The following is a 26355-nucleotide window of genomic DNA, read 5'->3' on the forward strand; positions in this document are numbered from 1 at the left end:
ATCGAATGCTTGACCTGAGGTCAGGTTGAGGTCCTAGCGTTCCGGCCATGGACATGGAAGTCACCGCCTGGACGTCGCTGCACAGCGCGATCAACGCCCAGCAGGACCGTCGCACGCTCTCCCGGGCGGGCCTGCGCCGCGTCGCCGCCTTCGCCCGCCCGCACCGCCGCGGGCTCACCCTCTTCCTGCTGCTGAGTGTGGTGACCGCGCTGCTCGCCGTGGCCACCCCGGTGCTCGCCAGCCGGGTCGTCACCGCCATCGTGGACGGCCGCGACAGCTCCGCGGTCACCCGACTGGCCCTGCTCATCGCGCTGATCGCGGTCGCGGAGGCCGGGCTCGGGCTGCTGACCCGACGGCTCTCCGCCACCCTCGGCGAGGGGCTGATCCTGGACCTGCGGACGGCGGTCTTCGACCACGTGCAGCGGATGCCGGTCGCCTTCTTCACCCGGACCCGCACGGGGGCCCTGGTCAGCCGCCTCAACAACGATGTGATCGGCGCCCAGCGGGCCTTCAGCAACACCCTGTCGGGGGTGGTCGCCAATACCGTCACCCTGCTGCTGACCCTCACCGTGATGCTGAGCATCTCCTGGCAGATCACCCTGCTGGCACTGGTGCTGCTGCCGGTGTTCGTGCTGCCGGCCCGTCGGATGGGCGCCCGGATGGCGGCCATGCAGCGGGAGGCCTCCGCGCTGAACGCCGCGATGGGCACCCAGATGACCGAGCGGTTCTCGGCCCCCGGCGCGACGCTGGTCAAGCTGTTCGGGCGGCCCGCCGACGAGTCCGCGGAGTTCGCGGCCCGGGCGGCGCGGGTACGGGACATCGGGATCCGTACGGCGATGGCCCAGTCGGCCTTCATCACGGCCCTCACCCTGGTCTCGGCGCTGGCCCTCGCGCTCGTGTACGGGCTCGGCGGGTTCTACGCCCTGCGTGGTTCCCTGGACGCCGGTTCCGTCGTCGCCCTCGCCCTTCTCCTGACCCGGCTGTACGCCCCGCTGACCGCGCTCGCCGGCGCCCGTGTCGAGGTGATGAGCGCGATGGTGAGCTTCGAGCGGGTCTTCGAGATCCTCGACCTGAAGCCGCTCATCGCCCAGAAGCCGGATGCCCGCCGCGTGCCGCAGGGGCCGGTGGCCGTCGAGTTCGACCGGGTCTCCTTCGGCTACCCGGCCGCCGACAAGGTCTCCCTCGCCTCCCTGGAGGAGGTCGCCACCCTGGATGCCCGGGGCGGTACGCAGGTGCTGCACGAGGTGTCCTTCCGGGCCGAGCCGGGGCAGATGATCGCTCTGGTCGGCTCGTCCGGCGCCGGCAAGTCGACGATCGCGCAGCTGCTGCCGCGGCTGTACGACGCCGACGCGGGAGCGGTCCGACTCGGCGGGATCGACGTACGGGACCTCACCGCCGACTCGATCCGCGAGACGCTCGGCATGGTTACCCAGGACGGGCACCTCTTCCACGAATCGGTACGGTCCAACCTGCTGCTGGCCCGCCCGGAGGCCTCCGAGGAGGAGATCTGGGAGGCCCTGCGGCGCTCGCGGCTGGACGGGCTCGTCGCCTCGCTGCCGGACGGGCTGGACACCGTGGTCGGGGAACGCGGCTACCGGCTCTCGGGCGGGGAACGCCAGCGGCTGACCATCGCCCGGCTGCTGCTGGCCCGGCAGCGGGTGGTGATCCTCGACGAGGCCACCGCGCACCTGGACTCCACCTCGGAGGCCGCGGTGCAGGAGGCTCTCGGCGAGGCCCTCGCGGGCCGGACCGCGGTGGTGATCGCGCACCGGCTGTCGACCGTTCAGGCGGCGGACCTGATCCTGGTGGTCGAGGACGGCCGGATCGTGGAACGGGGCACGCACACCGAGCTGCTGGCGGCCGGCGGGCGGTACGAGGAGCTGTACCGCACCCAGTTCGCGGTGTCGGGCGGCGAGGCACCGGTGTCGGGAGCATGATGCTGGGATGGACATCAAACTGGAACTTGTCGCCGTACCCGTCACCGACGTGGACCGGGCCAAGGCCTTCTACGAGAAGCTCGGCTTCAACGCCGACCACGACGTCACCGTCAGCGAGGACATCCGCTTCGTCCAGCTGACCCCGCCGGGCTCGGCCTGCTCGATCGCGATCGGCAAGGGGCTGACCCGGATGACCCCGGGGTCGCTGGACAACATGCAGGTCGTCGTCACCGACATCGAGGAGGCGTACGAGGACCTGCGCGGCCGCGGGGTGGAGGTGACGGAGATCCAGGACCTGCCGTGGGGCTCGTTCGTCTACTTCTCCGACCCCGACGGGAACGGCTGGGCGGTCCAGCAGACCACGCCCCGCAAGACGGCGGACCCCGCCTGAGCGCTGTCCCGACGGCCCCGGTGGGGCGGCGCGGCCCGGCGGACTCCACCTGCCGGCCGTGGCCCCCGCCGGGTCACCCCATGGACCACAGGACGTCGGCGACCGGGTCGGCGGTGTGGTCGTAGCGGCTTCTCACGTCCTCGCGCTGCTCCACCCGCCACTGGCCGTCCTCCTTGATGAGGCGCAGCGCGTAGCGGAAGGGCTTGTCGCCGTCGCGCTGTCCCGTGGCGAGGACTCCCTTGCCTGCCGGGTGCTTCCGGGACGCCTTCACGTCCTGGACGTGGTCGACGGTGAACCGCAACGGGGCGCGCTGCGGCTCCGGGGTCCGTTCGGTCAGGGACTTCCGTTCGGCGATGCAGCCTTCTACCGTTCCACCGTCATCGCTGAAATTGGGGCGTGCCGCCTTGGTCTGCTGCTCGCACATGGACCTCACGTCGGCGGGGTCGAGCATCCACGCCTTCATGAATCCTTCGGCGGCGGCGGTGATCTGGACGTCCTCGCTCACGGCCGTCGGATTCCCGAAGGGCCGGGGAGTCGACCTGCCGTCGTTCGGGGCGGGCTCGGAGGAGCCGCAGGCCGTCAGCGCGGCGATCATCAGAGCGGTCGTGACCAGGCAGGTCGCTCTCACGGCGGCGGTCCGGTCGGGCATGGTGTTCTTCCCCCTTCCGGGCGGGGCCAGGAACGCGCCGCCCGGTTGTTGATCATTCCGAGGACATTGACCGACATCGGCCGCGCGCCTGCCCGATCCCCCTGGTCAGCGGCGCCCGTTGGACCTTCCGCCGAGGGTGGGGGGCGGCCGTGGTCGGGAAAGCGCATTGCCCGCGGCCGTGTTGACGGCTTGGCTTGCCCGGTCGGAACGGTGCGGTTCTCCCCGAGGAAGCGAATGACATCCCTGCTCGACGGCTGCGCGCCGTGGCCCGCCGAGTTCGTCGACCGCTACCGGGCGGCCGGGCACTGGCGCGGCGACACGCTGGACGACCTGCTGCGCGACCGGTCCCTGCGGTACGGACCTCGGACCGCGCTCGTGCACGGCGGTACCCGCCTCACGTACGCGCACCTGAACCGGCGCGTGGACCGGATGGCCGCCGGGTTCCGGCTGCGCGGTCTGCGGCCCGGGCAGCGGGTCCTCGTCCAGCTGCCGAACGTTCCCGAGTTCGTCATCACCGTGTTCGCGCTGATGCGCGCCGGCGCGGTCCCCATCTTCTGCCCCATGACCCACCGCGCGGCCGAGGTGTCCCACCTCGTGCGGGTCGGCCAGGCCGTCGGCTACGTCGGTCCCCCGGCCCACCAGGGCTTCGACCTCACGGCGATGGCGGCGGGCATCGCCGCCCAAGGTCCTTTCCTGCGCCGGGTGTTCACCTTCGAGGCGCCGGGCGAGGCCTCCCCGTACGGCGGTTTCACCGTCGACCCGGCGGGCTGCCAGTACTACCCCCTGGGCTCCCTCGACTCCCCGCCCGACCGGCCGCTCGCGCAGAGCGCCGACCAGGTGGCCTTCTTCCTGCTCTCCGGCGGCGCCGGCGCGGAGCCCGCGCTCGTTCCGCGTACCCACAACGACTACGCCTACCAGGTCAGGGCCGCCGCCGAGCTGGTGTCGCTCACCGAGGAGGACGTGTACCTCGCCGCGCTGCCCGCCGCGTCCGACTTCGCCTTCGGCTGCCCCGGCATCGTCGGCACCCTCTCGGTCGGCGGCACCGTCGTCCTGGCCGAGGACCCGGGGGCCGTCGCGTGCCTCGCGGCCGTCGAGCGGGAGCGGGCCACCGTCACCTCGCTGGAGCCTGCCGCCGCCCGGCTCTGGCTCGATCTGTTCCCCTCGTTCCGGGCCGACGTGAGCAGTCTGCGTCTCGCGCAGATCGGCAGCGTCGGGCCGTTGGACCGGGCGACCGCCGAACGGGTGGGGCCCGTGCTGGGTTGCCGCCTGCAGCAGGTCTTCGGCACGGCCGAGGGGGCGCTCACGCTCACCCGGCCCGCCGATGCGGACGAGACCGTCCTCGGCACGCAGGGCCGCCCGCTCTCGCCCGACGACGAGATCCGCGTGGTCGACGCCGACGGCCGGGACGTGCCGGACGGGGAATCCGGCGAGCTCCTCGCCCGCGGTCCCCACCTCCCGCGCGGCTACCACCGGGCGCCCGACCGCACCGGGCGCGCCTTCACCCCCGACGGTTACTTCCGCACCGGCGCCCTCGTGCGGCGCACCCCGGACGGCGACCTGGTGGTGACCGGCCACCTCACGGATGTCCGGTTCGCTCCCTGACGGCAGGGAGCCGGTGGAAGGATGTGCCCATGCCGACGAACCGTGCACCCATGGACCGTGAACCGGTGGACCGGGAACCGATGGACCGGGAACCGATGGATCTCGAGGCCTACGTCGAACGGACGCGCGGCGGGCCGTGCTTCGTCTGCGCCTTCCTCGCCGGTCACCCCGACTACGCGCACGAGATCGTCTTCGAGGACGAGCACCACGTGGCCTTCCTCGATCGCTGGCCCACGCTCCCCGGAAAGGTCCTGGTGGCCCCCAAGGCGCACATCGAGCACGCCGTGCGCGATCTGGACCCCTCGGCCTACACCCGGCTGATGCTGGTCGTACGGGAGGTCGCGCTCGCCGTCGAGGACGTCTTCGACAGCGAGCGCACCTACCTGTACTCGCTGGGGAGCCGGCAGGGCAACGCCCACCTGCACTGGCACATCGCGGCGCTGCCGCCCGGAGTCCCTTACGAGCGACAGCAGTTCCACTCCCTGATGACCGAGAACGGGGTGCTGTCGCCGTCGCCCACGGAGCGGGCCGCCACGGCGGGGCTCCTGCGCGCGGCCGTCGCCGCGCGCGGAGTCCTCGTACCGCCGCGGTGAGCTCAGGCCTCCGCGGCGGCGTGGTGGTGGTCGAGCTCCCAGGCGTGGTGCTTGAACTCGTGGCGGAAGTCGGCGTGGTCCTCCCACTGGCGGGCGATCCCGCGCAACACGTCCCAGTTGTGTTCCACCGACTGGTCGATGACGCGGCGCATGGCCGGCTCGGCGGATTCCCGCTTCTCGATGAGGCCCTTGATGGCGGAGGCCTCCAGGACGGAGTTGCGCAGCGCGCGCAGGGCACGGGAGGTGTCGTCCATGGCGAAGCCGTGTTCGCTGCCGGTCGCCTCGTCGAAGAGCGGGGTGAGCCGCGCCTCGATGAATGCGGTGATCCGCTCGAAGTGCTGCACGTCCATCGGGGGCTCCCTCTCCTGCCGGACCACGTCGTGCGCCCGGCGTCTCCACTCGCTTCTGCTGTTCAGGGGGCCATTATCCAGCAGCTCACGTGATCTGCTTTGATGATCCACCGTGTGCGATCGACCGGGGGGTACGGTGGACGGGAATTCAGGGCTGACGGAACGTTTCGAGGAGCACCGCTCTCATCTGAGAGCGGTGTCCTACCGCATGCTCGGCTCGCTCGCCGAGGCCGATGACGCCGTCCAGGAGGCCTGGCTGCGCCTCGACCGTTCCGACGTCAGCGAGGTCGAGAACCTCGGCGGCTGGCTGACGACGGTCGTCTCGCGCGTCTGCCTGAACATGCTGCGCTCGCGCGAGTCCCGGCGCGAGGACCCCATCGACGCGTATCCGGCCGACCCCGCCGTCGACCGGGCGGACACGGTCGACCCCGAACAGGAAGCCCTGCTGGCTGATTCGGTGGGGTTGGCGCTGCTGGTGGTGCTCGACCAGCTGGCACCGGCCGAACGGCTCGCGTTCGTGCTGCACGACCTGTTCGCCGTGCCCTTCGACGAGATCGCCCCGATGATCGAGAAGTCCCCGGCGGCGACCCGTCAGCTCGCGAGCCGCGCCCGCCGCCGCGTCAAGGGGGCCCCGTTGGTGCCCGAGGCCGATCTCACCCGTCAGCGCCGCGTCGTGGACGCCTTCCTCGCCGCCACCCGCGGCGGGAACTTCGACGCGCTCGTCACCCTGCTCCACCCCGACGTGGTGCTCCGGGCCGACAAGGCCGTCGTCCCCACCGCCGCCCCGATCCTCCTGCGCGGCGCCGTCACCGTCGCCACGAGCGCGATGGCCGCCATGCAGCGGGCGCGGGCCACGGCGCCGGCCCTGGTCGACGGAGTGGTCGGCCTGGCGATGGCCCCGCTGGGACGGCTGTTCCTGGTGCTCGGTTTCACGATCGAGGACGGTCTGATCACCGAGATCGACATCGTGGCGGAACCGGAGCGCCTCGGCGCCCTCGAACTCGCCGCGCTCGACGTCTGAGGGCCGGACGGCCGCCGCCCGCAAGCGGCCGCGGGGGCTGTGGGGGGTGCGGCTGACCCGCGCCCCCGGGAGCGGACGTTCAGGGCGCGTTCAGGGCGCGAGTACGTCCAGTTCCTCCAGCGCGCCCACCGCGATCCGACGGGTCAGCGCCTCGGCGCGCGCCGCGTCGCCCTCACGGACCGCCTCGGCCACCTGGACGTGCAGGGTGACGGCGGCGGGGTCGGGATCGTGGAACATCACCGCGTGTTCGGTGCGGCCGGTCAGGACCTCGGCGACGACGTCCCCGAGGCGGGCGAACATCTCGTTCCCGGAGGCGTTCAGTACGACGCGGTGGAAGGCGATGTCGTGCCGTAGGTAGCCCTCCAGCTGGTGGCCGCGCGAGGTACGGACCATGCCGAGGGCCGCCTCGGTGAGTTCGGCGCACTGCTCCGGTGTGGCCAGCTTCGCGGCGAGCCCGGCCGCGACCGGCTCGATCGCGGAGCGCAGCACGGTGAGGGAACGCAGCTGCCGGGGCCGGTCGGTGCCGGCCAGGCGCCAGCGGATCACGCGCGGGTCGTAGACGTTCCACTCGTCGGTGGGGCGCACCGTGACGCCGACCCGGCGGCGGGACTCGACCAGGTGCATCGACTCCAGGACGCGGACGACCTCTCGGACGACGGTGCGGGAGGCGTCGAAGCGCTCGGCGATCTCGTCCGTGCGCAGGACGCTGCCGGGCGGGTACTCCCCCGCCGTGATCGCGAGCCCGAGGGTGTCCAGCACGTGGGTGTGGAGCCCCTGCCCCTGTCCAGGACTGCCTTCGGTGGTCATGGCGTAAGCGTACGGTGACGCCTCCGCCGACAAAAGATGTGATGTTTCCGACCGGAAGCTTGAATACGTCGTACTTAATGCGCTTCAGTGGTGCCACACGAACCGATGTCGACGAGGACAGCGAGGTAGGCGTGAGCACCCAGCGCGTCATTGTGGTGATGGGCGTGGCCGGCACGGGCAAGACGACCGTGGGTCAACTGCTCGCCGAGGCACTCGGCGTTCCGTACGCGGAGGGCGACGCCTTCCACCCGGCGGCCAACGTCGCCAAGATGTCGGCCGGCATCCCGCTGGACGACGCCGACCGCCGGCCCTGGCTGGACGCCATCGGCGAGTGGATCCGCAACAGCGCCGACCGGCGCGGCGGGGTCATCGCCGCCTCCTCGCTCAAGCGCGCCTACCGTGACCGGCTGCGCGCCGCGGCCCCCGGGGCCGTCTTCGTCCACCTCGCGGGTGAGCGCCCGCTGATCGAGAAGCGCATGGCGGCGCGCAAGGGCCATTTCATGCCCACCACCCTGCTCGACTCGCAGTTCGCCACGCTGGAGCCGCTCCAGGACGACGAACTCGGCGTCGTCGTCGACGTGTCCGGATCCTTGCAAGACATCACCGAGCGGGCGCTGGCCGCGCTGCGCCGGCTCCCCACTCACGAGAACTGAGGAAACGTCACCGTGACCACCGGTCTCAGCGTCGAGACTCTGGCAGCGGCCGCCACCGGACCGATCACCTCGGCCGGGAACGCCCGGCTCGGGATATCCGTCCTGGCGGGCATAGCCGTCATCGTCCTGCTCATCACCCGCTTCAAGCTGCACGCGTTCCTGGCCCTGACGGTCGGCTCGCTGGCCCTCGGGGCCTTCGCGGGCGCGCCGATGGCCAAGACCGTCGCCAGTTTCACCGCCGGACTCGGCGCCACGGTCGCGGGCGTCGGCGTACTGATCGCGCTCGGCGCGATCCTCGGCAAACTGTTGGCGGACTCGGGCGGCGCGGACGAGATCGTGGACACCATCCTCGCCCGGGCCAAGGGCCGGGCCATGCCGTGGGCCATGGTGCTGATCGCCTCGGTGATCGGGCTGCCGCTCTTCTTCGAGGTCGGCATCGTGCTGCTGATCCCGGTGGTGCTGCTGGTCGCCAAGCGGGGGAACTACTCCCTGATGCGGATCGGCATCCCGGCGCTGGCCGGCCTGTCGGTGATGCACGGGCTGGTCCCGCCGCACCCCGGACCTCTCGTCGCCATCGACGCGCTCCACGCGAACCTCGGGATCACCCTCGGGCTCGGGGTGCTCGTGGCGATCCCGACCGTGATCATCGCCGGGCCGCTGTTCTCCCGTTACGCGGCCCGGTGGGTGGACATCCCGGTGCCGGAACGCGTGGTCGAGGCGCGTCCCTCGGCCGGGTCGGCGCACCGACCCCGGTTCGGGGCCACCGTGTTCACCGTGCTGCTGCCGGTGGCGCTGATGCTCGTCAAGGCCCTCGTCGACATCGTGGTGGACGATCCCGCCGACCCGGTGCAGCGCGTGACCGATGTCGTGGGATCCCCGATGATCGCGCTGCTCACCGCCGTCCTGGTGGGCATGTTCACGCTCGGCCGGGCGGCCGGCTTCACCCGGGCGCGGATCTCGACCACCGTGGAGAAGTCCCTGGCCCCGATCGCGGGCATCCTGCTGATCGTGGGCGCGGGCGGCGGCTTCAAGCAGACGCTGATCGACGTCGGCGTGGGGCAGATGATCCTGGACGTGTCCAAGAACTGGGCCGTACCGACCCTGTTGCTGGCCTGGCTGATCGCCGTGGCGATCCGGCTGGCCACCGGCTCCGCGACGGTGGCCACCATCTCGGCCGCGGGGCTGGTGGCCCCGCTCGCGGCGGACATGTCCACCACCGGGACCGCACTGCTGGTCCTGGCCGTCGGAGCCGGCTCGCTGTTCTTCAGCCACGTCAACGACGCCGGCTTCTGGCTCGTCAAGGAGTACTTCGGGATGACCGTCGGTCAGACCCTGAAGACCTGGTCGGTGATGGAGACCATCATCTCGGTGGTCGGCCTGGGCCTCGTACTGCTGCTGTCACTGGTCCTGTAGCGGCTACCCCGCCGGCTCCTCCAGTGGTTCCTTCAGCGGTTCCTTCAGCTGGGCGGCGGCCAGGGCGAGGCCGCCCGCCGCCGTCGCGCAACGGGCCGCGAGCCTGGCGACCTCGGCCCGCAGGGCCTCGTTCTCCGGACCACGCCACTGCGGGGCACCCGCCGCCGTGTGCAGCCGGAACGCGTGCGTGCGCAGCGCGGCGGCGTGGCCGCTCAGGCCGCCGTCCGGCGGTCTCGGCGCCGGACGGGGCGCCCGCTCCGTGACCCGGCGGCGGGCCGGGCCGCGGATGGGCGCGACCCCTGTCGCCGCCGGACCTTCGGGGAGGCCCGGACCACGGTCGCAGAAGGCCCAGAAGGCGGCGCCGAGTCCGAGGACGGGTTCGGCCGTCTCGGCCCGGCCGGTGGCGACCTGCCAGCCGGCGTGGTCGTTGAACGGGTTCGCGTCGGTCAGCGCGTGCCACGCGAGGATGTCGGCGAAGGACGGGGCCAGCAGCGCGAAGGCGTGCTCGGCGCCGCGCTCGCGCATGATGGCGCGGAACAGCCGGACGGCCTCGCCCTGGTGGCCCGCTCCGACGGCCCCCAGGACCGCGGCCGCGTCGGGATCGTCGAACAGCTCGGGGCGGTCGGCGCTCGCGGCCCGGATCCGGGCCTTCAGCCCGCAGACCGCGATGCTGATCGCGAGGCTCTCCCGGCCCGCCAGGATGCCGGCGAGCCGGCCGGCCCGGGCCACCCCCCGGCCGCGCGGGGCCCAGCCGAGGCCCGCCGGGTCGGTGAGCGTACGCAGCAGGGTGCGCCAGCCGAGCCGGGTCCGGCCGCCCCGGGCGAGCGCGGCCGCGGGCAGGCGGGCGCCGAACGCCAGCCCGGAGGCATGGCGAGCGGCCTCGCCGACCGCGTCGGCGGCCTCGGCGAGGGCGCGGCACGGGGCGTCGAGCAGGTCGATGTCCGGGGCGGGGGACGCGGAGGTCGCGGCGTCGGGCATGTCATCCTCGTGGGTTTCGGCAGGGTGTCGGGGACGGGCAGGGACGGTCGGGCCGGGTGGAGCAGGGTGGAGCGGGTCGGGCGCGATCGGGTACGCGGCCGGGGACGGGGACCGGGTCGGGCGCGGGGCGTCCTCAGCGGCGGGTGAGCCTGAGCCGGATGCCCTGCGGGTCGAGGGTCGCGGGCAGCGGTCCCACCGGGTCGAGCACGGGCCGGGTACCCACGACGCGATGGCCGCGCAGCACCTCGGCGCAGAGCGCGGCGGTGGCCATCAGGCCGAGTTGGTCGCCCGGGCAGCGGCCGCCGCCGTGGCTGAAGGGCGCCATCCGGATGTCCTGGTCCGCCGCCGGGTTCTTCCACCGTCCGGGCACGAACACGTGCGCGGCCGGCACCCGTTCCGGGTCGCGCTGGTGGAACGCGGCGGGCACCAGCAGCGAGGTGCCGGCCGGGTAGCGCACGCCCCGCCATTCGGTCTCGGCGCGGGTGACCCGGATCAGGTCGGGCACCACCGGGTACAGCCGCAGGGACTCCCGGACGCAGGCCCGCAGCCGGGGCAGTTCGCCGCGGTCCGCCCCGGCGACGGCTTCGGCGGCCGCCTCGGCCGCGGCCAGGTCCTGCTCCGCGGGGTGCGCCCCGAGCAGGAGCAGGGTGCGCAGCAGGGTGTCCGGGACGGCGTCCATGGCCTGCAGCCAGTGCTGGGCCTGGCCGACGGGGTCGAGGGTGCCGGTGGGGTCGGCGTGGCGGGCGGCCCGGCCGACGAGGGTGTCGCCGTCGGCCCGGGCGGCGTACTCCTCGATGCGGGCGCGGGCCTTGTCGTGCACGGAGCGGGCGGCGCGCACCCGGCCGCCGCGCGGGCTCCGGCCCTCGGCGCGCAGCTGGGTGAGCCATCCGGTGAGCTCCTCGTCCGCGGCCGCCGCGTCGCCGAGCACGATCCGCCGGGCGGCGCGCTGTACGGCGTACCGGGCGCGGGCGAGATCGAGGATGCCGGCGGCGGTGCGGGCGCCGGTCGCGCCGGCGGGGGCGGTCAGGTGCCGGGCCTCCTCCGCGAGGGCGGTGAGGAAGGGCCCGCGGGAGGGGTGTACGGGCCGGTCCGAGGCCAATACCTCGGCGCCGACCTGGCGCTGCTCCGCACGGAGGTCGCCGCGGGAGCAGCCGGAGTCGGCGGGCTCCTCGGGGCCGGGGCCCGGGCACTTGTCCGGTGCGGCGGCCGCGAGGAGGCTGACGGGTTCGGCGTAGAAGCGGCGCAGGTCCTGGGGGTCGAGGAGGACGAGGAAGGTCCGCCCGGAGCGGGTGCGGACCAGGGCGGGCGCGTTCCCGCGGCGGGCGCGCAGGGCGCGCAGCGCGGCGGCGGAGGTGCGTACGTCGCCGGGGCGCGGCCGGGCGAGGGCGCGGAGGAGGCCGCCGACGCCGGTGAGGGCCGCGCGGGCGGTGGTGTCCCGGACCGGGGCCGGGGGCGGGGCGAGGACCGCGTACCGTGACGATTCCTTCATGGAGGTCCGCCGGCCGGGGGTTTCCGGCCCCGGCCCCGGCATCGCGGGCCCGCGGTCCGCGCGCGGCGCCTCACCGCGGGGTGTCCGGCCGCCGTGCTCGGGGCGACGCCGGGCGGCGAGGGCCCGTACCCGGGCTCGGAGACCGTCGAGGGCGGCCCCTTGGACCGTACGCATCCGTGTACCTCCGCGGCGGGAGCGACAACGCTCGGCGACAACGGCATCACCGTACGTCCCACCTGCGCACTCCGCGCTCCGAGGACCGTCTCAGGGGTCCAGTCCGACCAGCAGCGCCGCGATGTCCAGGCCGGCGGTGAGGTAGGCGGTGAAGGCCTCGTTGTTCAGGGCCCACGGGGAGCGGCCGTGGCGCACCCGGGCGATGGCCTCGGCGGGTGTGAGTCCCCGGTCGACCAGGCACTGGGCGACGACGAGGCCGGACCTGTTGTAGCCCGAGTGGCAGCGGACGAGTGTGGTGAGGCCCGAGTCGAGGGCGAGTCCCGCGGTGCGCGCGAGGTGCTGGACGGTGTGCAGCTGGTCGGCGGTGAGCGCGGCGTCCGGCATCTCCCCCACGACGTGCTCGGCGCGCGGTCCCGGGCCGTGGCCGGTCCGGGTGAACAGGCTGATGACGAGGTCGAACTCGTCCTCCACCACGACGGGCCACAGCGCACCGGCCGGGTCGGTCCAGTAGTGGCCGCCCATCCACAGGCCCGGTGCGATCTCGTCCCACGGGGAACCCGGGCCGGGTACGTCCCGGTCGCGCCGGCGGGTCTTCTTCATGCGGGCCGCGACTTCCTGTGGACGGCCTCCAGGATCGCACACAACCATCCGTCATTCAGGGGCAGTTGGGGCGAAGGCAGCCTCGCGGAAGGCGGTGCGCGACACACCTCCCCCGGTGGTCGGCAGGAGGACCGCCCAGCGGTGGTGGCGGGGGGAGATCCACAGGGTCGGGCCACCGTCGTTCGGGGCGTGGTGGGTCCAGACCCCGTGCGGGGCCGGGTCCCAGAGCAGGCCCCGGGCGGGGGTGAGTTCGCCGGTGCGGATCCGGAGGGACTCGGTGGTCCAGGTGCGGCTGATGCCCGTCGGCGCGGCCGGGGCTCCCGGGGCCAGGAGGTGGCTCAGGAAGCGGAACAGGTCGGCGAGGGGCGCGCGGAGGGTGCCGTCGGTGTAGCCGGTGCCGGTCATGCCCAGGGGGTGCCAGACGCGGGTGGCCACGAGATCGGCGAGCGGGCTGCCGGAGAGGTGCTCGACGAGGCGCGTGAGGTGGGTGAGGTGGGCGGTACCGCCGGGGTGCGTGAGGAGGTGGTGGGCGGTGGTCCCCGCGGGGGTTCCCTCGGCGGCCGGGTCTCCGTAGGCGGCGAGTGGTGTGTGCAGGCGCAGCACGCCCTCGTCGACGAGGCTGCCGATGGCCGGCCAGAGCGCGAGGACGGCACCGAGGCCGTCCACGTCGAAGGCGGCGTCGGCCGGGTGCCCGCCGTCCGAGCCCGCGTGCGGGCCCTCCGGGCCGCCGACGGCCCACACCGCCCCGCGGTCGACGGACTCCACGAGGGCCCGGACGGCAGTGGCCCGGTCGCACAGAGGGATCATGGTCGCCCACGTTAACGAGCCGGGCGCCGCCCTTGCGGCAGGCCGCCGCGGAGTGCGCGCTGGCGCCACCCGAATGCCCGCGCGGCGGGAAGGGGCGGGGCGCCCGTGGGCACCCCGCCCCGCCTTCTACCGGACTAGCTCTTGTCCGGGCGGTCGGTCACCCGCAGGGTGTTCAGCAGGGGCTTGCCGAATCCGCTGTGCGTGACGAAGCGGACGTTGAGGACCCCGTCCGTGACCGTGACGGTGTACGTACGGGTCAGGGCCTTGTAGGTGCCCGCCTCCAGGGAGATGTCCAGGGAGGGCAGGACCTGCGTGCCTTCGGCCAGGACGTCGAAGACGCGCTTGTTCGGCTTGGTGGAGGAGAGCTCCGCGAAGCCCAGCTCCACCGTGTAGGTACCGTTCGGCACGTTGTCGAAGCGGTACTCGTACATGCCCTCACGGGCGTTGCGGAACAGCCGCTGGTCGTCCGTGCCGGCGATGGTGCGGCCGGTGGCCTCCACGGTGCTGTTGCCCTGGTAGCCGTAGGAGCCGGGGGTGTACTTGCGGTCCGGGGACCAGGCGTCACCCAGGCTGTCCATGGTCGTGTAGCCGGATCCCGCGTCCAGGCCGACCTGGTAGCGCGGGACGACGACCTTGACCGGGACGGAGAGGACCGGGGTCCGGCCGCTCGCCGAGCCGATCTTCAGGTCGGTGGTGAGGACCGCGCCCGGGGGCAGTCCGGTGGTGTCCACCGAAAGGGTGACCGGGACCTTCGCGCCGGTCGCGAGGTCGCCGGTCGCCGGGGTGGCGGTCAACCAGGTCGCGTCCTCGGACACCGTGAACGCCGTGCCGAGGCCCGGGTTGGTCAGGTCCAGGGTCCGCGTCCGCTGCTGGTTCGCGGGGAGCACGACCTCGACCGACGGCTTGGAGGCCGTCACCTTTCCGGTGCGCAGGGACTGGGTGACGGCCGTGACGTCGGCGGCCTTCACGTTCACCGTCGCCGTGGCGGACTCGTACTGGGGCGCCGCCAGCGAGACGGGGAGCGCGCCGGACGGGCTCTGGACGACGTATCCGCCGTCCGCCGCCGTGGTGGCGGAGACCGCCGAGTCACCCGTGCCGACGGTCACCGTGGCGCCCGCGACGCCGTTGCCGTCGTTGGCGTCGAGCACCCGGCCCGCCACCACGCCGCTCTTGGTGGTCCGGAAGGCGATGGACAGGCCGTCCGTGATGACCGCGGTGTTGAAGGAGTACGTGAAGGCGTCGGTGCCGGCCGCGTTCTCCACACCGACCGTGGCCGTGGAGCCGCCCTTGATGCCGGTGCCGCCGGTCCCCTTGTAGGAGTAGGAGACGGTGCCGTCCTCGCCGATGGTGGCCGAGAAGGAGAACTTGTCGGGCTGCGCCGACCAGTGGGACACCTGGCGCCACTCGATCACGTAGCTGCGGTGCGGGGCGGTGCCGGTGACGCCGGTGAAGACGCCGGAGCCGCTGCCCGGGGCGCCGACGACGAGGTCGTCCCAGAACGGGTACAGGGCCGCGTTGGGCGTGGCCGTGCTCGGGAGGTCCCCGTTGATGTCGCCGGTGTTGTTGCCGCCGAAGCTGACGGTGCCGTTGGTGCCGATCCAGGCCTGGCCGTACGTCTTGCCGTACAGGGGCAGCGGGAAGGGCAGGTCGACGCGCTCGGTGGTGTTGTCGCCGGTGAGCGCGAGCTGGCGGGTGCCCTCGGCGTACGGGCGGTCGCCGGCTGCGGCGCAGGCGTAGCCGTAGGCGTCGGTGCGTTCGGGCAGGTTCACCGCGACGGTGGCGTCGCCGGCGACGGTGACCTTCGCCGTGCCGCCGGTGACGCAGCGGGAGGCGTGGGTGGCGTTCACGTCGTACGTGCCGTGCGGGAGGGTGACCTCGAAGCGGCCCTGGGCGTCGGCGGTCGCGGTCACCGGGGTGTCCGCGATGGTGACCGAGGCGCCCGCGGCGGGGCCGGCGGCCGAGGAGACGGTGCCGGTGAGCTTGCCGAAGGCCGCCTGGGTGAGGGTGAAGTCACCGGTGGCCGTGGCGTTCTCGGTGACCGTGGCCGTCGCGGTCTGCTGACCGTAGCCGAACTTGGCGGCGGTCAGGGTGTAGTCGCCGACCGAGAGGGAGGTGAAGCGGTAGATGCCGTCGGCCGCGGTGGTGGTCGTACGGTCGATCGGGCCGTCGGCGGTGATCTTCACGCCCGCGACGGGCTGGTCGCCGGCGCGTACGGTGCCGCCGAGCGAGCCGATGGCGCCGCGCGGGGCGGCGTTCACGGCGGCGAGGACGTCGAGGCGACCCTCACCGAAGACGTTGTTGTCGGCGGCGCTGCCCCCGCACTGGCCGCTGTCGGTGTCCAGGGCGGTGCCGTCCAGGAGCGACTCGGTCTGCGCGACGTCGCCCTCCAGGGCGGGCGCGGCGGACCAGAGCAGGGCGACCGCGGCCGCCGTGTGCGGCGAGGCCATCGAGGTGCCGGAGAAGGCCTCGTATCCGCCGCCGGGGACGGAGGAGCGCACGTTCACGCCGGGTGCGGCGATGTTCGGCTTGACGATGCCGCCGGGGCCCGCGCCGCGCGAGGAGAAGGACGCGATCGCGTTGTTGATGTCGAAGGCGCCGGAGCTGTAGGAGCTGGCGTAGTCGCCGGGCGAGCCGGCGGTGTTGCAGCTCGGGCCGGCGTTCCCGTTGGAGAAGGCCGGGAAGATGCCCGCGGCCCGCCAGGTGTCGACGATCTGCTGGTACCAGGTGTCGCCGCCGCTCCCGCCCCAGGAGTTGTTGACGATGTGCGGGGCGAGGTCGGGGCGCGGGTTCTGGCCGCTCGGATCGGTCGGGGCGACGATCCACTGGCCCGAGGCGAGGAGGGAGGCCTCGGAGCAGGAGTTCGACTCGCAGCCCTTGGCCGCGATCCACTTGGCGCCGGGGGCCACGCCGATCTTGTTGGCGCCGCCGTCGTCGCCGACCATCGTGCCCATGGTGTGGGTGCCGTGGTCGTTGTTGTCGCAGGGGGCCGCGGTGGTGCACACGCCCGCCGGGTCGAACCAGTTGTAGGCGTGGTCGTAGGTGCCGTCCGCCTTCTTGCCGCGGTACTGGTTGTTCACGGCCGGGTGGGTGTAGTCCACGCCGCTGTCGATGTTGGCGACGACGATGCCCTCGCCGCGCACTCCGACCTGGTCCCAGACCTGCGGGGCCTTGATCCGGTCGATGTTCCACTCGATCGCGTCGGCGACGGCCTTCTCCCGCTTGCCCTCGGTGGGCTTGGGGAGGGCGACCTTGTCGTCGGCGTCGATCCGGGCGACCTCGGGGCGCTGGGCGAGGCTCCCGGCGAGCTTCTCGCTGCCGACGACGCGCACGGCGTTCACGATCCAGTACGAGGTGTAGTCGGCGCCGGCGCCCTGCAGGGCCTTGATGACATCGGCCTGGCTGCGCGCGGCGTGGTCCTTCTTGATCCGCAGAACCGTTTCGGCCTTGGCGGCGCGGGTCTGCTGCTTCCCCGCGGCGGTGAGGTCGGCGGCGCTGTCGAGGTAGACCCAGAAGGCCGCCTTGGCGGAGTCGTCGAGCTGGGCGCGGAGCCGCGGTTCGATCTTGCGCTCGGCCGCGGTCAGGGCGGCGGGGCCGGGGTCCTGCGCGGCCGCGGCGACGCCCGCGCCGATCGGCAGGAGCAGGACCGAGGTCAGGGCGGCGAGCTCCGTACGTAAGGACCGCGCGGGCCGTGATGACCTTGTGGGTCGTAAGGCTCGTGAGGACCGGTTGTCGCGTTGGGCCACGTGTTGTCTCCTCGTACGCCGTGTGCGGGTTGTGCGGGAAGGGTGCGCGTGACGTGCGCGGGTCATGGTGAACGAGGCGTCATGTCCATTACAAGGGGGGCTTTTCGGCCGTACTCCCGCCCGCCCCGGTGGCCCGGACCGGCCGCGCGGGCCAGCCTGAAGGCATGACCGCCCCCGCCGAGCCGACCGTCCCCGGTGTCCCGATCGCGTCCGCGCGCGGCCGGTGGATCCTGCTGACCACCGTGCTCGGGTCGACCATGGCCATGCTGGACGGGACCGTGGTGAACGTGGCGCTGCCGCGCATCGGGGAGGATCTCGACGCCGACCTGGCGGTGCTCCAGTGGACGGTGAACGCCTATCTGCTGACCCTGGCCGGGCTGATCCTGGTCGGCGGGTCGCTGAGCGACCGCTTCGGGCGACGCAGGATCTTCGTCCTCGGCGTGGTGTGGTTCGCGGTCGGCTCCCTGCTGTGCGGCCTCGCGCCGAACGCCGGGGTGCTGATCGCCGCCCGGGCCCTGCAGGGCGTCGGCGGGGCGCTGCTGGCGCCCGGCTCCCTGGCCCTGATCCAGGCGTCCATCCGTGCCGATGACCGCGGGCGGGCCATCGGCCTGTGGTCGGGGCTGGGCGGGGTGGGCGCGGCCGTGGGACCGTTCCTCGGCGGCTGGCTGGTGGACGGGCCGGGCTGGCGGTGGGTGTTCCTGCTGAACGTTCCGCTGGCTGCGGTGTGCGTGCCGGTCGCACTGCGGCACGTGCCGGAGTCCCGGGACCCGCAGGCGCACGGGCGGTTCGACGTGGCCGGGGCGGCACTCGGCGCGAGCGCCCTGGGGCTGGTCACGTACGCGCTGATCGAAGCCCGGTCGGGCGCGGCGGCGGTGATCGTCGCGGCGGTGCTCGGGGTCCTGCTGGGCATCGCCTTCGTCTACGTGGAGCGGCGGCGGCGCGATCCGATGGTGCCGCCGGACATCTTCGCGTCCCGGCTGTTCACCGCGGTCAACCTCGTCACCCTGTGCGTGTACGGGGCCATCGGCGGGTTCTTCTTCCTCACGGTGCTCCAGCTCCAAGTGGTGTCCGGGTACTCGGCGCTGGCCGCCGGGGCCTCGATGCTGCCGACGACCCTCCTCATGCTCCTCCTGTCGGCGCGCTCGGGGGAACTCGGGGAGCGGATCGGGCCGCGCATCCCGCTCACGGTGGGTCCGCTGCTCTGCGCGGGCGGGACGCTGCTGATGCTGCGGGTGGGGCCCGCGGCCTCCTACGTACGGGACGTGCTGCCCGCGATGGTCGTCATGGGCATGGGCCTCGTGGCCCTGGTGGCCCCGCTGACGTCGACCGTGCTCGCCTCGGTGGATCCCGGCCGGGCGGGCCTGGCCAGCGGCATCAACAACGCGGCGGCGCGCGTCGCCGGCCTGCTCGCGGTGGCGGCGCTGCCGCTGCTGTCCGGAATGGGGCCGGAGTCCTACCGCTCGGCGACCCAGTTCGACGCCGCTTTCGGGCGGGCCATGCTCTGGTGCACCGGGGCGTTCGTGGCCGGTGCCGCCCTGGCCTGGGCGACCGTACGCTCCCCCGTGCCCGAGGCCTGCCACCCCCACTGCCATACGTACTGCGCGGTGTCGGCCCCGCCGCTCGAACCCCGTGAGGAGTCCGGCTGATCCCGTGTGCTGGAGCACGACGGCCGATCTGGTAACGGGCACGGCCATCTCCGCCGCCGCGGCATCGTGTGCCTGGCGCGGGTACGGCGGGTCCGCGACCTGCCGGTCGCCGCGCTGCCGCTGCTGCTGGGCGTGCACCAGCCGGTGGAGGCCGCGGTCCGGGACACGGGTGGCGGCTGCTCCCCGGCCGCCACGGCCTGGGCGGTGATCGCCTTGCCGCTGCTGGCGCTCTGGGTGCCGGCCGGGGTCCTGCTGGCGGCCGCGCCCGAGGTCCGGCGCCGCCCGTGGGGGCCCATGGCCGCGGGTCTGGCCACCGCCGCGGTGCTCTCCCACTGCCTCGCGACCCGGCCGGTGTCCCCCGAGATCCGGGGCCACACCATCGGCTACGGCGTGAATGTTCCGTGGATGCCGCTGGTGCCGACGGGCTACCTGTTCGCCACTCTGGGCTCCCTGCTGATCGGGGGCGACCGGCGGCTCGGGACCCTCGGCGTGGTACTGGCGGTGGGGGCGCCGGCCTGCTCAGCGCTGTGGCGGCTGGAATTCGCCTCCACCTGGTGCGCCTTCGCGGCGGTCGCGTCGCTGCTGGTCCGGGGCTGGGTCCGGCGCCCGTACGCCGCTCCCCCTGTCACGTGATCGACCGAAAGTTACCTAGACGTATGTAGTGACTTCACACGCGGGCAGCAGTAGAACTCGTTCCCATTCTTCCGCCGAGTGAGGAACGTCACATGAGCGAAACACCGCTGTCCAGAACCGCCTCCAACGGGATCTCCCGTCGCGGATTCCTCGGTAGAACAGGTTCCGTTATCGGGGCCGTGGCCCTGGCGGGTCACCTCGCCCCTGCGCACGCGGCCGCGGCCGCCCCGCCCGGCCCGGTCTCCGACGGCGCCCACGTACCGGCCCTCGTCGTCGGCACCGGCTACGGCGGATCGGTGGCGGCCCTGCGGCTGGCACAGGCGGGCGTGGACGTGCAGATGATCGAGATGGGCATGTCCTGGGACACCCCGGGCTCCGACGGCAAGATCTTCCCGAAGGTGACCACCCCGGACTACCGGTCCTTCTGGCTGCGTACCCGGACCAAGGCGCCGCTCAGCAACTTCCTCGGCTTCCCGATCGACAAGGACGTCCCCAAGTACACCGGGATCCTGGACGCCGAGGACTTCGCGGGCATCACGGTCTACCAGGGCCGCGGCGTCGGCGGCGGCTCGCTGGTCAACGGCGGTATGGCGGTCACGCCCAAGCGGGCGAACTTCGCCGCCGTCCTCCCCTCGGTGGACGCCGACGAGATGTACGACACCTACTACCCGAGGGCCAACGCCGGGCTCGGGGTCGGCATGATCGACCCGGCCTGGTTCGACACCGCCGACTGCTACCAGTTCTCCCGGGTCGGCCGCAAGCACGCCCAACGCTCCGGCTTCGCCTGGACCTTCGTGCCCGACGTGTACGACTGGGACTACATGAAGGGCGAGGCCGCCGGCACCGCCACCAAGTCGGCCCTGGCCGGCGAGATCCTCTACGGCAACAACCACGGCAAGAAGTCGCTGGTGCAGACGTACCTCGCCCAGGCGAAGGCCACGGGCCGGGTCGCCATCTCGCCGCTGCACAAGGTCACCTCCGTCTCCCCCGCGGCGGGGGGCGGCTACACGGTCACCATCGACCAGATCAACACCACCGGCGACACCGTGGCCACCAAGACCGTGACCGCGGACCGCGTCTTCTTCGCGGCCGGCAGCGTCGGCACCAGCAAGCTCCTGGTCAAGCTGAAGGCCACCGGGGCGCTGCCGAACCTCAACGGCGAGGTCGGCAAGGGCTGGGGCGAGAACGGGAACGTCATGTGCGGCCGCGCCAACCACCTGTGGGACCCGACCGGCAAGCTCCAGTCGACCATCCCCTGCTCCGGCATCGACAACTGGGACGCGGGCGGCGCCTTCGCCGAGGTGGCGCCGCTGCCCACCGGCATCGAGACGTACGCCTCGTTCTACCTCTCGATCACCAAGAACCCGAACCGCGCCGAGTTCACCTGGAACGCGGCCGCGGGCAAGGCCGAGCTGAGCTGGCAGACCGCCTGGAAGGCGCCGTCCATCTCCATGGCCAAGACCATCTTCGACAAGATCAACTCGAAGGAGGGGACGATCTACCGGACCGACCTGTTCGGTGGCAACAAGATCTGGAACGACACCCTCACCTACCACCCGCTCGGCGGCGCGGTCCTGAACAAGGCCACCGACAACTACGGGCGGCTGCACGGCTACACCGGCCTGTACGTGATCGACGGCGCGCTCATCCCCGGCAACGCGAGCGTGAATCCCTTCGTCACCATCACGGCACTCGCCGAACGCAACATAGAGAAGATCATCGCCACCGACCTCCCGTAGGGCCGCGTCCTCCCCCCAGCGGCCGGGGCCGTTCGGATTCACCGAACGGCCCCTTCTCCTTGTGTGCCACGCCCCGTGTGCGGCGCCCGAATCCCGTGACCCGCGCCCTGTGCCCCGGGCTCGCCCCGCGCTCGGCTCAGTGCCCCGGCAGCGCGCAGACGCTGTCCAGGCCGAGCACGTGGTTGAGCCGGCCGAAGGCCAGCCAGGACCCGATGCTCATCGTCAGCTCCACGATCTCCAGCTGGCTGTAGTGCGCGGTCATCCGGTCCCAGAACTCCTCGTCGAGCCCGTGGTGGTCGAGGGTGTACCGCTCGGCGTACTCCGCCGCGAGCCGGGTGCGCTCGTCGAACGCGTCGGTCGTACGCCACTCGGTGACCGCGTCGGAGAACTCCTCCTCGACCTTCTCGCCCTCCCGCTCGGTGCGCCAGTCCAGGCAGAAGACGCACCCGTTGATCTGCGCCACGCGCAGCCGGGCCGCCTCGAACTCGCGCAGGCCCAGGGTGGTGTGGGCGTACACCGACAGGGAGAAGTTGGCGGCGGCCATGCCGATGCCGGGGACCATGTCGCCCCACACGTACTCGATCGGGTGCTGGCCTTCGGGGATGTCGATCCTCATGACTTCGTCCTTCCGAGTCTGCCGATGGCGGGGCGCAGCGGGATGTCGAGGGCGTCGTAGAGGCCCGGTTCCGCCTCGACGAGCCAGTCGATGGCGCCGACCAGGCGGCCGACGGCGGTGGCGTTGCCGCCCGCAGAGCGGTTCTCGCCCTCGTCCGTGGCCTCGATGGTGACCTCGATGCGCGGGCGGCCCTCGATGACGACCCGGTGGGCGCCGTCGCCGCCGTCGGGCGGCATGGGCCAGTCCGGTGCGCACGAGGCGTGGATGCGGGTGACGTGCTCGATGACGATGCGGGGCTCGCCACCGACGATGCCCTGCACCTCGAAGCGGATCGCGCCCTGGGTGCCGGCCTCGAACGCGCCCATGGTCCTGGTGGTCACCGTGGCGTCGAGCGCGCGGCGCTCCGAGGTCTCGCGGATCTCGTCGAGTTCGACCCCGAGCGCCCGGGCCATCATCCGTATCTGACCGCCCCACACCATGGTGGGGATCGAGGGCATCAGCATCATGGGTTCGTGGTCCATGGGCCGGCCCATGCCCACGAGGTCACGGACGGAGTCCGGCTGGTCGTAGGTGGAGTAGTCGAAGATCTCCTGGCAGCGGATGACGTCGATGCTGGTGCCGAGTCCGCTGAGCAGGAGCGGGAGGACGTCGTTGCCCCACCCGGGGTCGACGCCGGAGGCGAAGAGCGAGCCGCCGCCCTCCGCGACGGCGGCGAGCACCGGGTCGCGGAACTCGGGCGGGGCGCTCAGGTGGTCGTAGAGCGGGTAGAGGGCGGGGCTGACGACGACCGCGCCCGACCGGACGGCCCGGGTGATGTCGGCGAGTGCCTCGTCGGGCCGGATGTCTCCGGACGCGGCGTACACCACGGCCTGGGGGCGGGCGGCGAGGACGGCTTCGATGTCGTCGGTGGCCTCGACCCCCAACAGGCGGTCGAGTTGGCCGAGTTCACCCGCGTCGCGGCCGACCTTGGCTGGATTGTGGACGATGACTGCGCAGAGTTGGAGCGCGGGATGGGCCTCGACGGCGCGGATCGCCAGACGGCCCACGTTGCCGGTACCCCAGACAACCGTGGAAATCATGCGCGGAGGGTAGCCACAGGGCCTTGACGTTGCCAGAGTCGCGCGGCCCGAACTCGTCTTCCGGGGCGGGTTACTGGTTCTGGCCACCCAGGACGAAAAGGAGGTAGACGAAGAAGGCGAAGAGGTGGCCGACGAAGAGGTAGGCGACGAGTCGGATGATCAGGCCGCGCGGGAACTTGGACTCGAAGCGGGCCCGCACGGTCCTGGGCTCCGGTGCGGGGGTGGTCGCGCTCGACGTCGTGGTCGCGTTCGCGGGCTTCTGGGCTTGGGACATGGGTACGGCTCCTCCGCTATCGGTGGTGCGTGGTCGTATGCGTGGTGGTGCCGCCGAGGCACAGCCCGGCCAGGCTGCTCTGCAGCAGGGTGTGGACGAAGAGGAGGTCGGCCCCGCCCACCGAGGCCGCGCCGATCCGGTGCGGGGTGAGCGAGTCGAAGTGCGCGCTGTCCCCCGGCTCCAGCAGGTGCTCGGCCTCGCCCAGGTGCAGACGCAGCCGCCCTTCCAGGACGTACAACCACTCCTCTCCCGGATGTACGCGGACCAGCTCGCCCTGGCTGCGGCCGTGCGGCACGTGCACGCGCAGCGCTTGCATCCCCCGCCCGGAGCCGCCCGCCTGCCAGTACGTCCAGCCGTCGGCCTCGCGGGCGCCCGGACCGCCGGCCCGTACGATGGGATCCGCGACGGCGGGGGTTTCGCCGAGCAGCTCGGAGACGGTCGTACCGTAGGTGCGGGCGAGTCCGAGCAGGAGCGGTAGCGAGGGCTGGCGCCGACCGGTCTCCAGGCGGGACAGGTGGGCGGGCGAGAGTCGGGCCCGCGCGGCGGCGGCCTCCAGGGTGAGTCCGGCACGGCGGCGCAGCTCGCGCAGCTGCGGTGCCACGGCGGGGAGCTCGTCCGCCGCCTCGTCGGTACCGGCCGCGCCTTCGGGGCCGGTGTCGGGTCCGGGTGTCATACCCCGATTGAGCCAGATTCTTGCCTGCCTGGCAAACCTCCTTGCCTCTGAGGCAAAGCACCCGCGGAGCCGCCGCCGACCCGAGCAGCTCTACCGCCTGGCACGGCTGCGGCGCACCGCGGCCCTGCTGCACCACACCCTCCTCCCTTACCACCGGGTGGCGGAGGAGATCGCAGACTGCGCGAGGACGACGGCGACCTCGACGACGACCGGGCCGTCTCTCGGACCGGGCCGGATCAGGGAGCGTGTGCCGCCAGGACCGTGTCCACCGTGTCCGCCTCGGTCGCGTTCTTGTCCGGGCGGTGGCGCAGGACCCGTGCGAAGCGCAGGGCCACCCCCGCCGGGTAGCGCGAGGAGCGCTGCAGGCCGTCGTAGGCGATCTCGACGACCAGCTCGGGGCGGACCCGGACGGTGAAGCCGTCGTCCTCGACCGCCAGCTCGCGCAGCCGCTGCGTCTGCCAGCGCAGCATCTCGTCGGTGAGGCCCTTGAAGGTCTTGCCGAGCATGGCGTACGTCCCGTCGGCTCCGCGTGCCCCCAGATGCAGGTTCGACAGCAGTCCGGTGCGTCGACCGTGGCCCCATTCGGCGGCGAGGACCACCAGGTCCAGGGTGTGCACCGGTTTGACCTTGAGCCAGTGCTTGCCGCGCCGCCCGGCCGCGTAGGACGAGTCCAGCGCTTTGATCACGACCCCTTCGTGGCCGCGGCGCAGCGTCTCGGCCCAGAACTCCTCGGCCTCGGCCGCCTGCGCCCCCGGGTCCTCGACGGCGAGGCGGCCGACCCGCGCGCGCTCGGGCACGAGCGCGGCCAGGGCGGCGTACCGCTCGCGCACCGGGAGGTCGAGGAGGACCTCGTCGCCCGCCACCAGGATGTCGAAGAAGTGGGGGACGACCGGGAGCGTCCGTCGGGCGGCCTCGACGTCGACCCGGGAGCCGACGCGACTCGCGATCTCCTGGAAGGGGACCGGGCGGCCGTCCGCCGCCCGGCCGATGACCTCACCGTCGAGGATGAACCGCTCCCCCGGCAGTGATCGGGCCAGCTCCGCCACCTCCGGCAGTCGCCCGGTGATCTCGTCCAGGGAGCGCGTGTACACCCGTACGTCGTCGCCGTCCCGGTGGACCTGGACGCGGATCCCGTCCAGCTTCTCCTCCACCGCGCACGGCCCGAGCACGGCCAGCGCCTCGGCGACCGACCTGGCCGTGCCCGCCAGCATCGGCTGGACGGGCTGCCCCACGCGCAGGGTGACCGTGCGCAGCGCCTGCGCCCCGTCGGCCAGTACGGCGGCCGCCACCCGGGGCAGCGAGCCGTCCAGCATCACCGCCCGGCGCAGGTCGGCGGCCGGCACCCCGGCGGCCGCGGCCACGCCTTCCAAGGCCACCGCGTCGAGCGCGCCCTGGCGTACCTCGCCGGACAGCAGACTGCGCAGGAACACCTGCTCGGCCGCGGTGGCGCGGCCCATGAGGGCGGCGAGGATCCCACCGCGCCGCTCCACCGATCCGGCGCCCCGGGTGGCGGCGAGTTCCGCCACCGCCGTGTCGACGTCGAGGACGGTCAGGGTGGGCTCGGCCGCCGGTGCGATCAGCTGGCCCAGCGTGCGCCAACCGATGCCGGGGCGGCCTTGGGGGAGGCGGCCGGAGAGGTACGCGATGACCAGGCCGGCCTCCTGCGGAGGTGCGGCGGCGAACAGTCCGGCGAGCAGTGCGGTCTTGCGGGACCGGGCGGAGGTCGCGGCGACCTCCCGGGACACGCGGGCGACCTCGGCCAGCAGCATGCGGCCATCCTCCCGCCCCCGGACGTACCGCGCAGGTCGGTCGGGCGCGTGGCGCTGTCACGCGCCCGTGACGATCGGGGGACGCTCCCGTGAGGATCGGCCGCCAGTCTCATGTGTAGGGGCAAAAGCAACATAACGACTAATCGCCCCTTCCACCCCCCCACCACCACTCCCCTCCCTGGAGAACTCTCATGATCCGCACCTCCCGCAAGCAGCGTTTCGCGATGGTCGCCGTGTCGGGCGCGTTCGTCGCCGGAGGCGTACTGCTGCCGGGGACGGCCTTCGCCGCTCCGCAGGCCCCGGGGACGACCTCGACGGCCGTCCAGCAGGCCGGTTACGAGAAGGGCGGCCACCGGGACAAGGGCCGGAGGGATCACCGTGGTGAGCAGAAGGGCGACCACGGCAAGAAGAACCAGCACGGCCGGAACGGCAAGGTCCGGGACGTCGACAACATGCCGGGCTGCAAGTTCTACCAGGGCAAGGTCTACTGCGAGCACCAGCCGAACCCGAACCCGGCCCCGAAGCCCGCCCCGGCCCCGAAGCCGGACCCGGCCAAGGCGGAGAAGGACAATCCCGACCACGTGCCGAACGTCCAGCACTGACCCGGTGAACCTTTCCGGTCAGGGCACCGGAAGCCCAGGCGGCCTTCTCGGTGAACTGGAAATCGCCGTCCGGGTCCTCGCTCGTGCAGTACAGCTCGGGGAGGTCCTCGCCCAGCA

24 protein-coding genes are annotated in these 26355 nt (G+C 72.8%); 11 read left to right on the forward strand and 13 right to left on the reverse strand.

The window, feature by feature from the left end; all coding sequences use genetic code 11:
- The first annotated feature begins 47 nt into the window (after positions 1-47).
- Both AB8A24_RS19270 and AB8A24_RS19275 read left to right on the forward strand, forming a co-directional pair.
- Entirely contained in the window at positions 48-1937 is a 1890-nt protein-coding gene (locus tag AB8A24_RS19270; RefSeq protein WP_266479994.1) for an ABC transporter ATP-binding protein, read from the forward strand.
- A gap of 7 nt (positions 1938-1944) precedes the next feature.
- Positions 1945-2328, forward strand: a complete 384-nt coding sequence (locus AB8A24_RS19275; protein WP_030717955.1) for a VOC family protein — start codon at positions 1945-1947, stop codon at positions 2326-2328.
- A gap of 73 nt (positions 2329-2401) precedes the next feature.
- Here the strand turns inward: AB8A24_RS19275 and AB8A24_RS19280 are convergent, their stop codons facing one another.
- The gene (locus AB8A24_RS19280; protein ID WP_328960081.1) at positions 2402-2977 is read right to left on the reverse strand and encodes a hypothetical protein; all 576 of its coding nucleotides are present in this window, start codon (positions 2975-2977) and stop codon (positions 2402-2404) included.
- A 234-nt stretch (positions 2978-3211) separates the two neighbouring features.
- On the opposite strand from AB8A24_RS19280, the gene AB8A24_RS19285 reads away from it, so the two are divergent.
- Together AB8A24_RS19285 and AB8A24_RS19290 are read left to right on the forward strand one after the other, a co-directional pair.
- On the forward strand, positions 3212-4579 hold the full coding sequence (locus AB8A24_RS19285) for an AMP-binding protein (protein ID WP_369476806.1): 1368 nt from the start codon (positions 3212-3214) through the stop codon (positions 4577-4579).
- 29 nt (positions 4580-4608) lie between these two features.
- Positions 4609-5172 (forward strand): HIT family protein, encoded by a 564-nt coding sequence (locus AB8A24_RS19290; protein ID WP_369476808.1) that lies wholly within the window; start codon positions 4609-4611, stop codon positions 5170-5172.
- A 2-nt stretch (positions 5173-5174) separates the two neighbouring features.
- On the opposite strand, the gene AB8A24_RS19295 is transcribed toward AB8A24_RS19290, so the two are convergent.
- A complete protein-coding gene (locus AB8A24_RS19295) occupies positions 5175-5522 on the reverse strand; it encodes a hypothetical protein (protein WP_052872935.1) in 348 nt (115 codons plus the stop codon).
- A 154-nt stretch (positions 5523-5676) separates the two neighbouring features.
- On the opposite strand from AB8A24_RS19295, the gene AB8A24_RS19300 reads away from it, so the two are divergent.
- Entirely contained in the window at positions 5677-6543 is an 867-nt protein-coding gene (locus AB8A24_RS19300; RefSeq protein WP_369476833.1) for a sigma-70 family RNA polymerase sigma factor, read from the forward strand.
- A gap of 90 nt (positions 6544-6633) precedes the next feature.
- Here the strand turns inward: AB8A24_RS19300 and AB8A24_RS19305 are convergent, their stop codons facing one another.
- Positions 6634-7350, reverse strand: a complete 717-nt coding sequence (locus AB8A24_RS19305) for an FCD domain-containing protein (RefSeq protein WP_328960084.1) — start codon at positions 7348-7350, stop codon at positions 6634-6636.
- 131 nt (positions 7351-7481) lie between these two features.
- Here AB8A24_RS19305 and AB8A24_RS19310 point away from each other — a divergent pair, with 131 nt between their 5' ends.
- Both AB8A24_RS19310 and AB8A24_RS19315 read left to right on the forward strand, forming a co-directional pair.
- Complete coding sequence (locus AB8A24_RS19310; RefSeq protein WP_266480007.1) at positions 7482-8003, forward strand: gluconokinase; 522 nt, start codon at positions 7482-7484, stop codon at positions 8001-8003.
- 12 nt (positions 8004-8015) lie between these two features.
- Positions 8016-9416, forward strand: a complete 1401-nt coding sequence (locus AB8A24_RS19315) for a gluconate:H+ symporter (RefSeq protein WP_369476811.1) — start codon at positions 8016-8018, stop codon at positions 9414-9416.
- 3 nt (positions 9417-9419) lie between these two features.
- Here AB8A24_RS19315 and AB8A24_RS19320 read toward each other — a convergent pair whose 3' ends face one another.
- The 5 genes from AB8A24_RS19320 to AB8A24_RS19340 form a co-directional block, all read right to left on the reverse strand.
- Complete coding sequence (locus AB8A24_RS19320) at positions 9420-10394, reverse strand: hypothetical protein (RefSeq protein ID WP_369476813.1); 975 nt, start codon at positions 10392-10394, stop codon at positions 9420-9422.
- A 133-nt stretch (positions 10395-10527) separates the two neighbouring features.
- Positions 10528-12057 carry a cytochrome P450 gene (locus AB8A24_RS19325; RefSeq protein WP_328960087.1) on the reverse strand — a complete coding sequence of 510 codons (1530 nt, stop codon included), beginning with the start codon at positions 12055-12057 and terminating at the stop codon, positions 10528-10530.
- Positions 12058-12147: 90 nt separating this feature from the next.
- Positions 12148-12657, reverse strand: coding sequence for a protein phosphatase (locus AB8A24_RS19330; RefSeq protein WP_369476815.1), 510 nt, complete (start codon positions 12655-12657; stop codon positions 12148-12150).
- 51 nt (positions 12658-12708) lie between these two features.
- Positions 12709-13464: a hypothetical protein gene (locus tag AB8A24_RS19335; protein WP_369476816.1), complete on the reverse strand. Its 756-nt coding sequence runs from the start codon at positions 13462-13464 to the stop codon at positions 12709-12711.
- A gap of 134 nt (positions 13465-13598) precedes the next feature.
- On the reverse strand, positions 13599-17207 hold the full coding sequence (locus AB8A24_RS19340; protein ID WP_369476818.1) for a S8 family serine peptidase: 3609 nt from the start codon (positions 17205-17207) through the stop codon (positions 13599-13601).
- A gap of 164 nt (positions 17208-17371) precedes the next feature.
- On the opposite strand from AB8A24_RS19340, the gene AB8A24_RS19345 reads away from it, so the two are divergent.
- The 3 genes from AB8A24_RS19345 to AB8A24_RS19355 all read left to right on the forward strand — a co-directional run bounded on the left by AB8A24_RS19345 (position 17372) and on the right by AB8A24_RS19355 (position 21225).
- On the forward strand, positions 17372-18853 hold the full coding sequence (locus tag AB8A24_RS19345; protein WP_328960091.1) for an MFS transporter: 1482 nt from the start codon (positions 17372-17374) through the stop codon (positions 18851-18853).
- A 6-nt stretch (positions 18854-18859) separates the two neighbouring features.
- The gene (locus AB8A24_RS19350; RefSeq protein WP_369476820.1) at positions 18860-19486 is read left to right on the forward strand and encodes a DUF6629 family protein; all 627 of its coding nucleotides are present in this window, start codon (positions 18860-18862) and stop codon (positions 19484-19486) included.
- A 92-nt stretch (positions 19487-19578) separates the two neighbouring features.
- A complete protein-coding gene (locus tag AB8A24_RS19355) occupies positions 19579-21225 on the forward strand; it encodes a GMC oxidoreductase (RefSeq protein WP_369476822.1) in 1647 nt (548 codons plus the stop codon).
- Between the two features lie 136 nt (positions 21226-21361).
- On the opposite strand, the gene AB8A24_RS19360 is transcribed toward AB8A24_RS19355, so the two are convergent.
- The 5 genes from AB8A24_RS19360 to AB8A24_RS19380 all read right to left on the reverse strand — a co-directional run bounded on the left by AB8A24_RS19360 (position 21362) and on the right by AB8A24_RS19380 (position 25636).
- Entirely contained in the window at positions 21362-21841 is a 480-nt protein-coding gene (locus tag AB8A24_RS19360; RefSeq protein WP_030717911.1) for a carboxymuconolactone decarboxylase family protein, read from the reverse strand.
- Entirely contained in the window at positions 21838-22920 is a 1083-nt protein-coding gene (locus tag AB8A24_RS19365) for a dihydrodipicolinate reductase (protein ID WP_369476824.1), read from the reverse strand. Before AB8A24_RS19365 ends, AB8A24_RS19360 begins: the two co-directional genes overlap by 4 nt.
- 70 nt (positions 22921-22990) lie before the next feature.
- Complete coding sequence (locus tag AB8A24_RS19370; RefSeq protein ID WP_189966234.1) at positions 22991-23119, reverse strand: DUF6126 family protein; 129 nt, start codon at positions 23117-23119, stop codon at positions 22991-22993.
- Between the two features lie 91 nt (positions 23120-23210).
- Entirely contained in the window at positions 23211-23867 is a 657-nt protein-coding gene (locus AB8A24_RS19375) for a helix-turn-helix domain-containing protein (protein ID WP_369476826.1), read from the reverse strand.
- A 236-nt stretch (positions 23868-24103) separates the two neighbouring features.
- Positions 24104-25636: an ATP-dependent DNA ligase gene (locus AB8A24_RS19380; protein ID WP_369476828.1), complete on the reverse strand. Its 1533-nt coding sequence runs from the start codon at positions 25634-25636 to the stop codon at positions 24104-24106.
- Between the two features lie 191 nt (positions 25637-25827).
- On the opposite strand from AB8A24_RS19380, the gene AB8A24_RS19385 reads away from it, so the two are divergent.
- Positions 25828-26238, forward strand: a complete 411-nt coding sequence (locus AB8A24_RS19385; protein ID WP_369476830.1) for a hypothetical protein — start codon at positions 25828-25830, stop codon at positions 26236-26238.
- Positions 26239-26355 lie beyond the last annotated feature (117 nt).

Source organism: Streptomyces sp. BF23-19, assembly GCF_041106355.1.
In the GTDB taxonomy this organism is placed as follows: domain Bacteria; phylum Actinomycetota; class Actinomycetes; order Streptomycetales; family Streptomycetaceae; genus Streptomyces; species Streptomyces virginiae_A.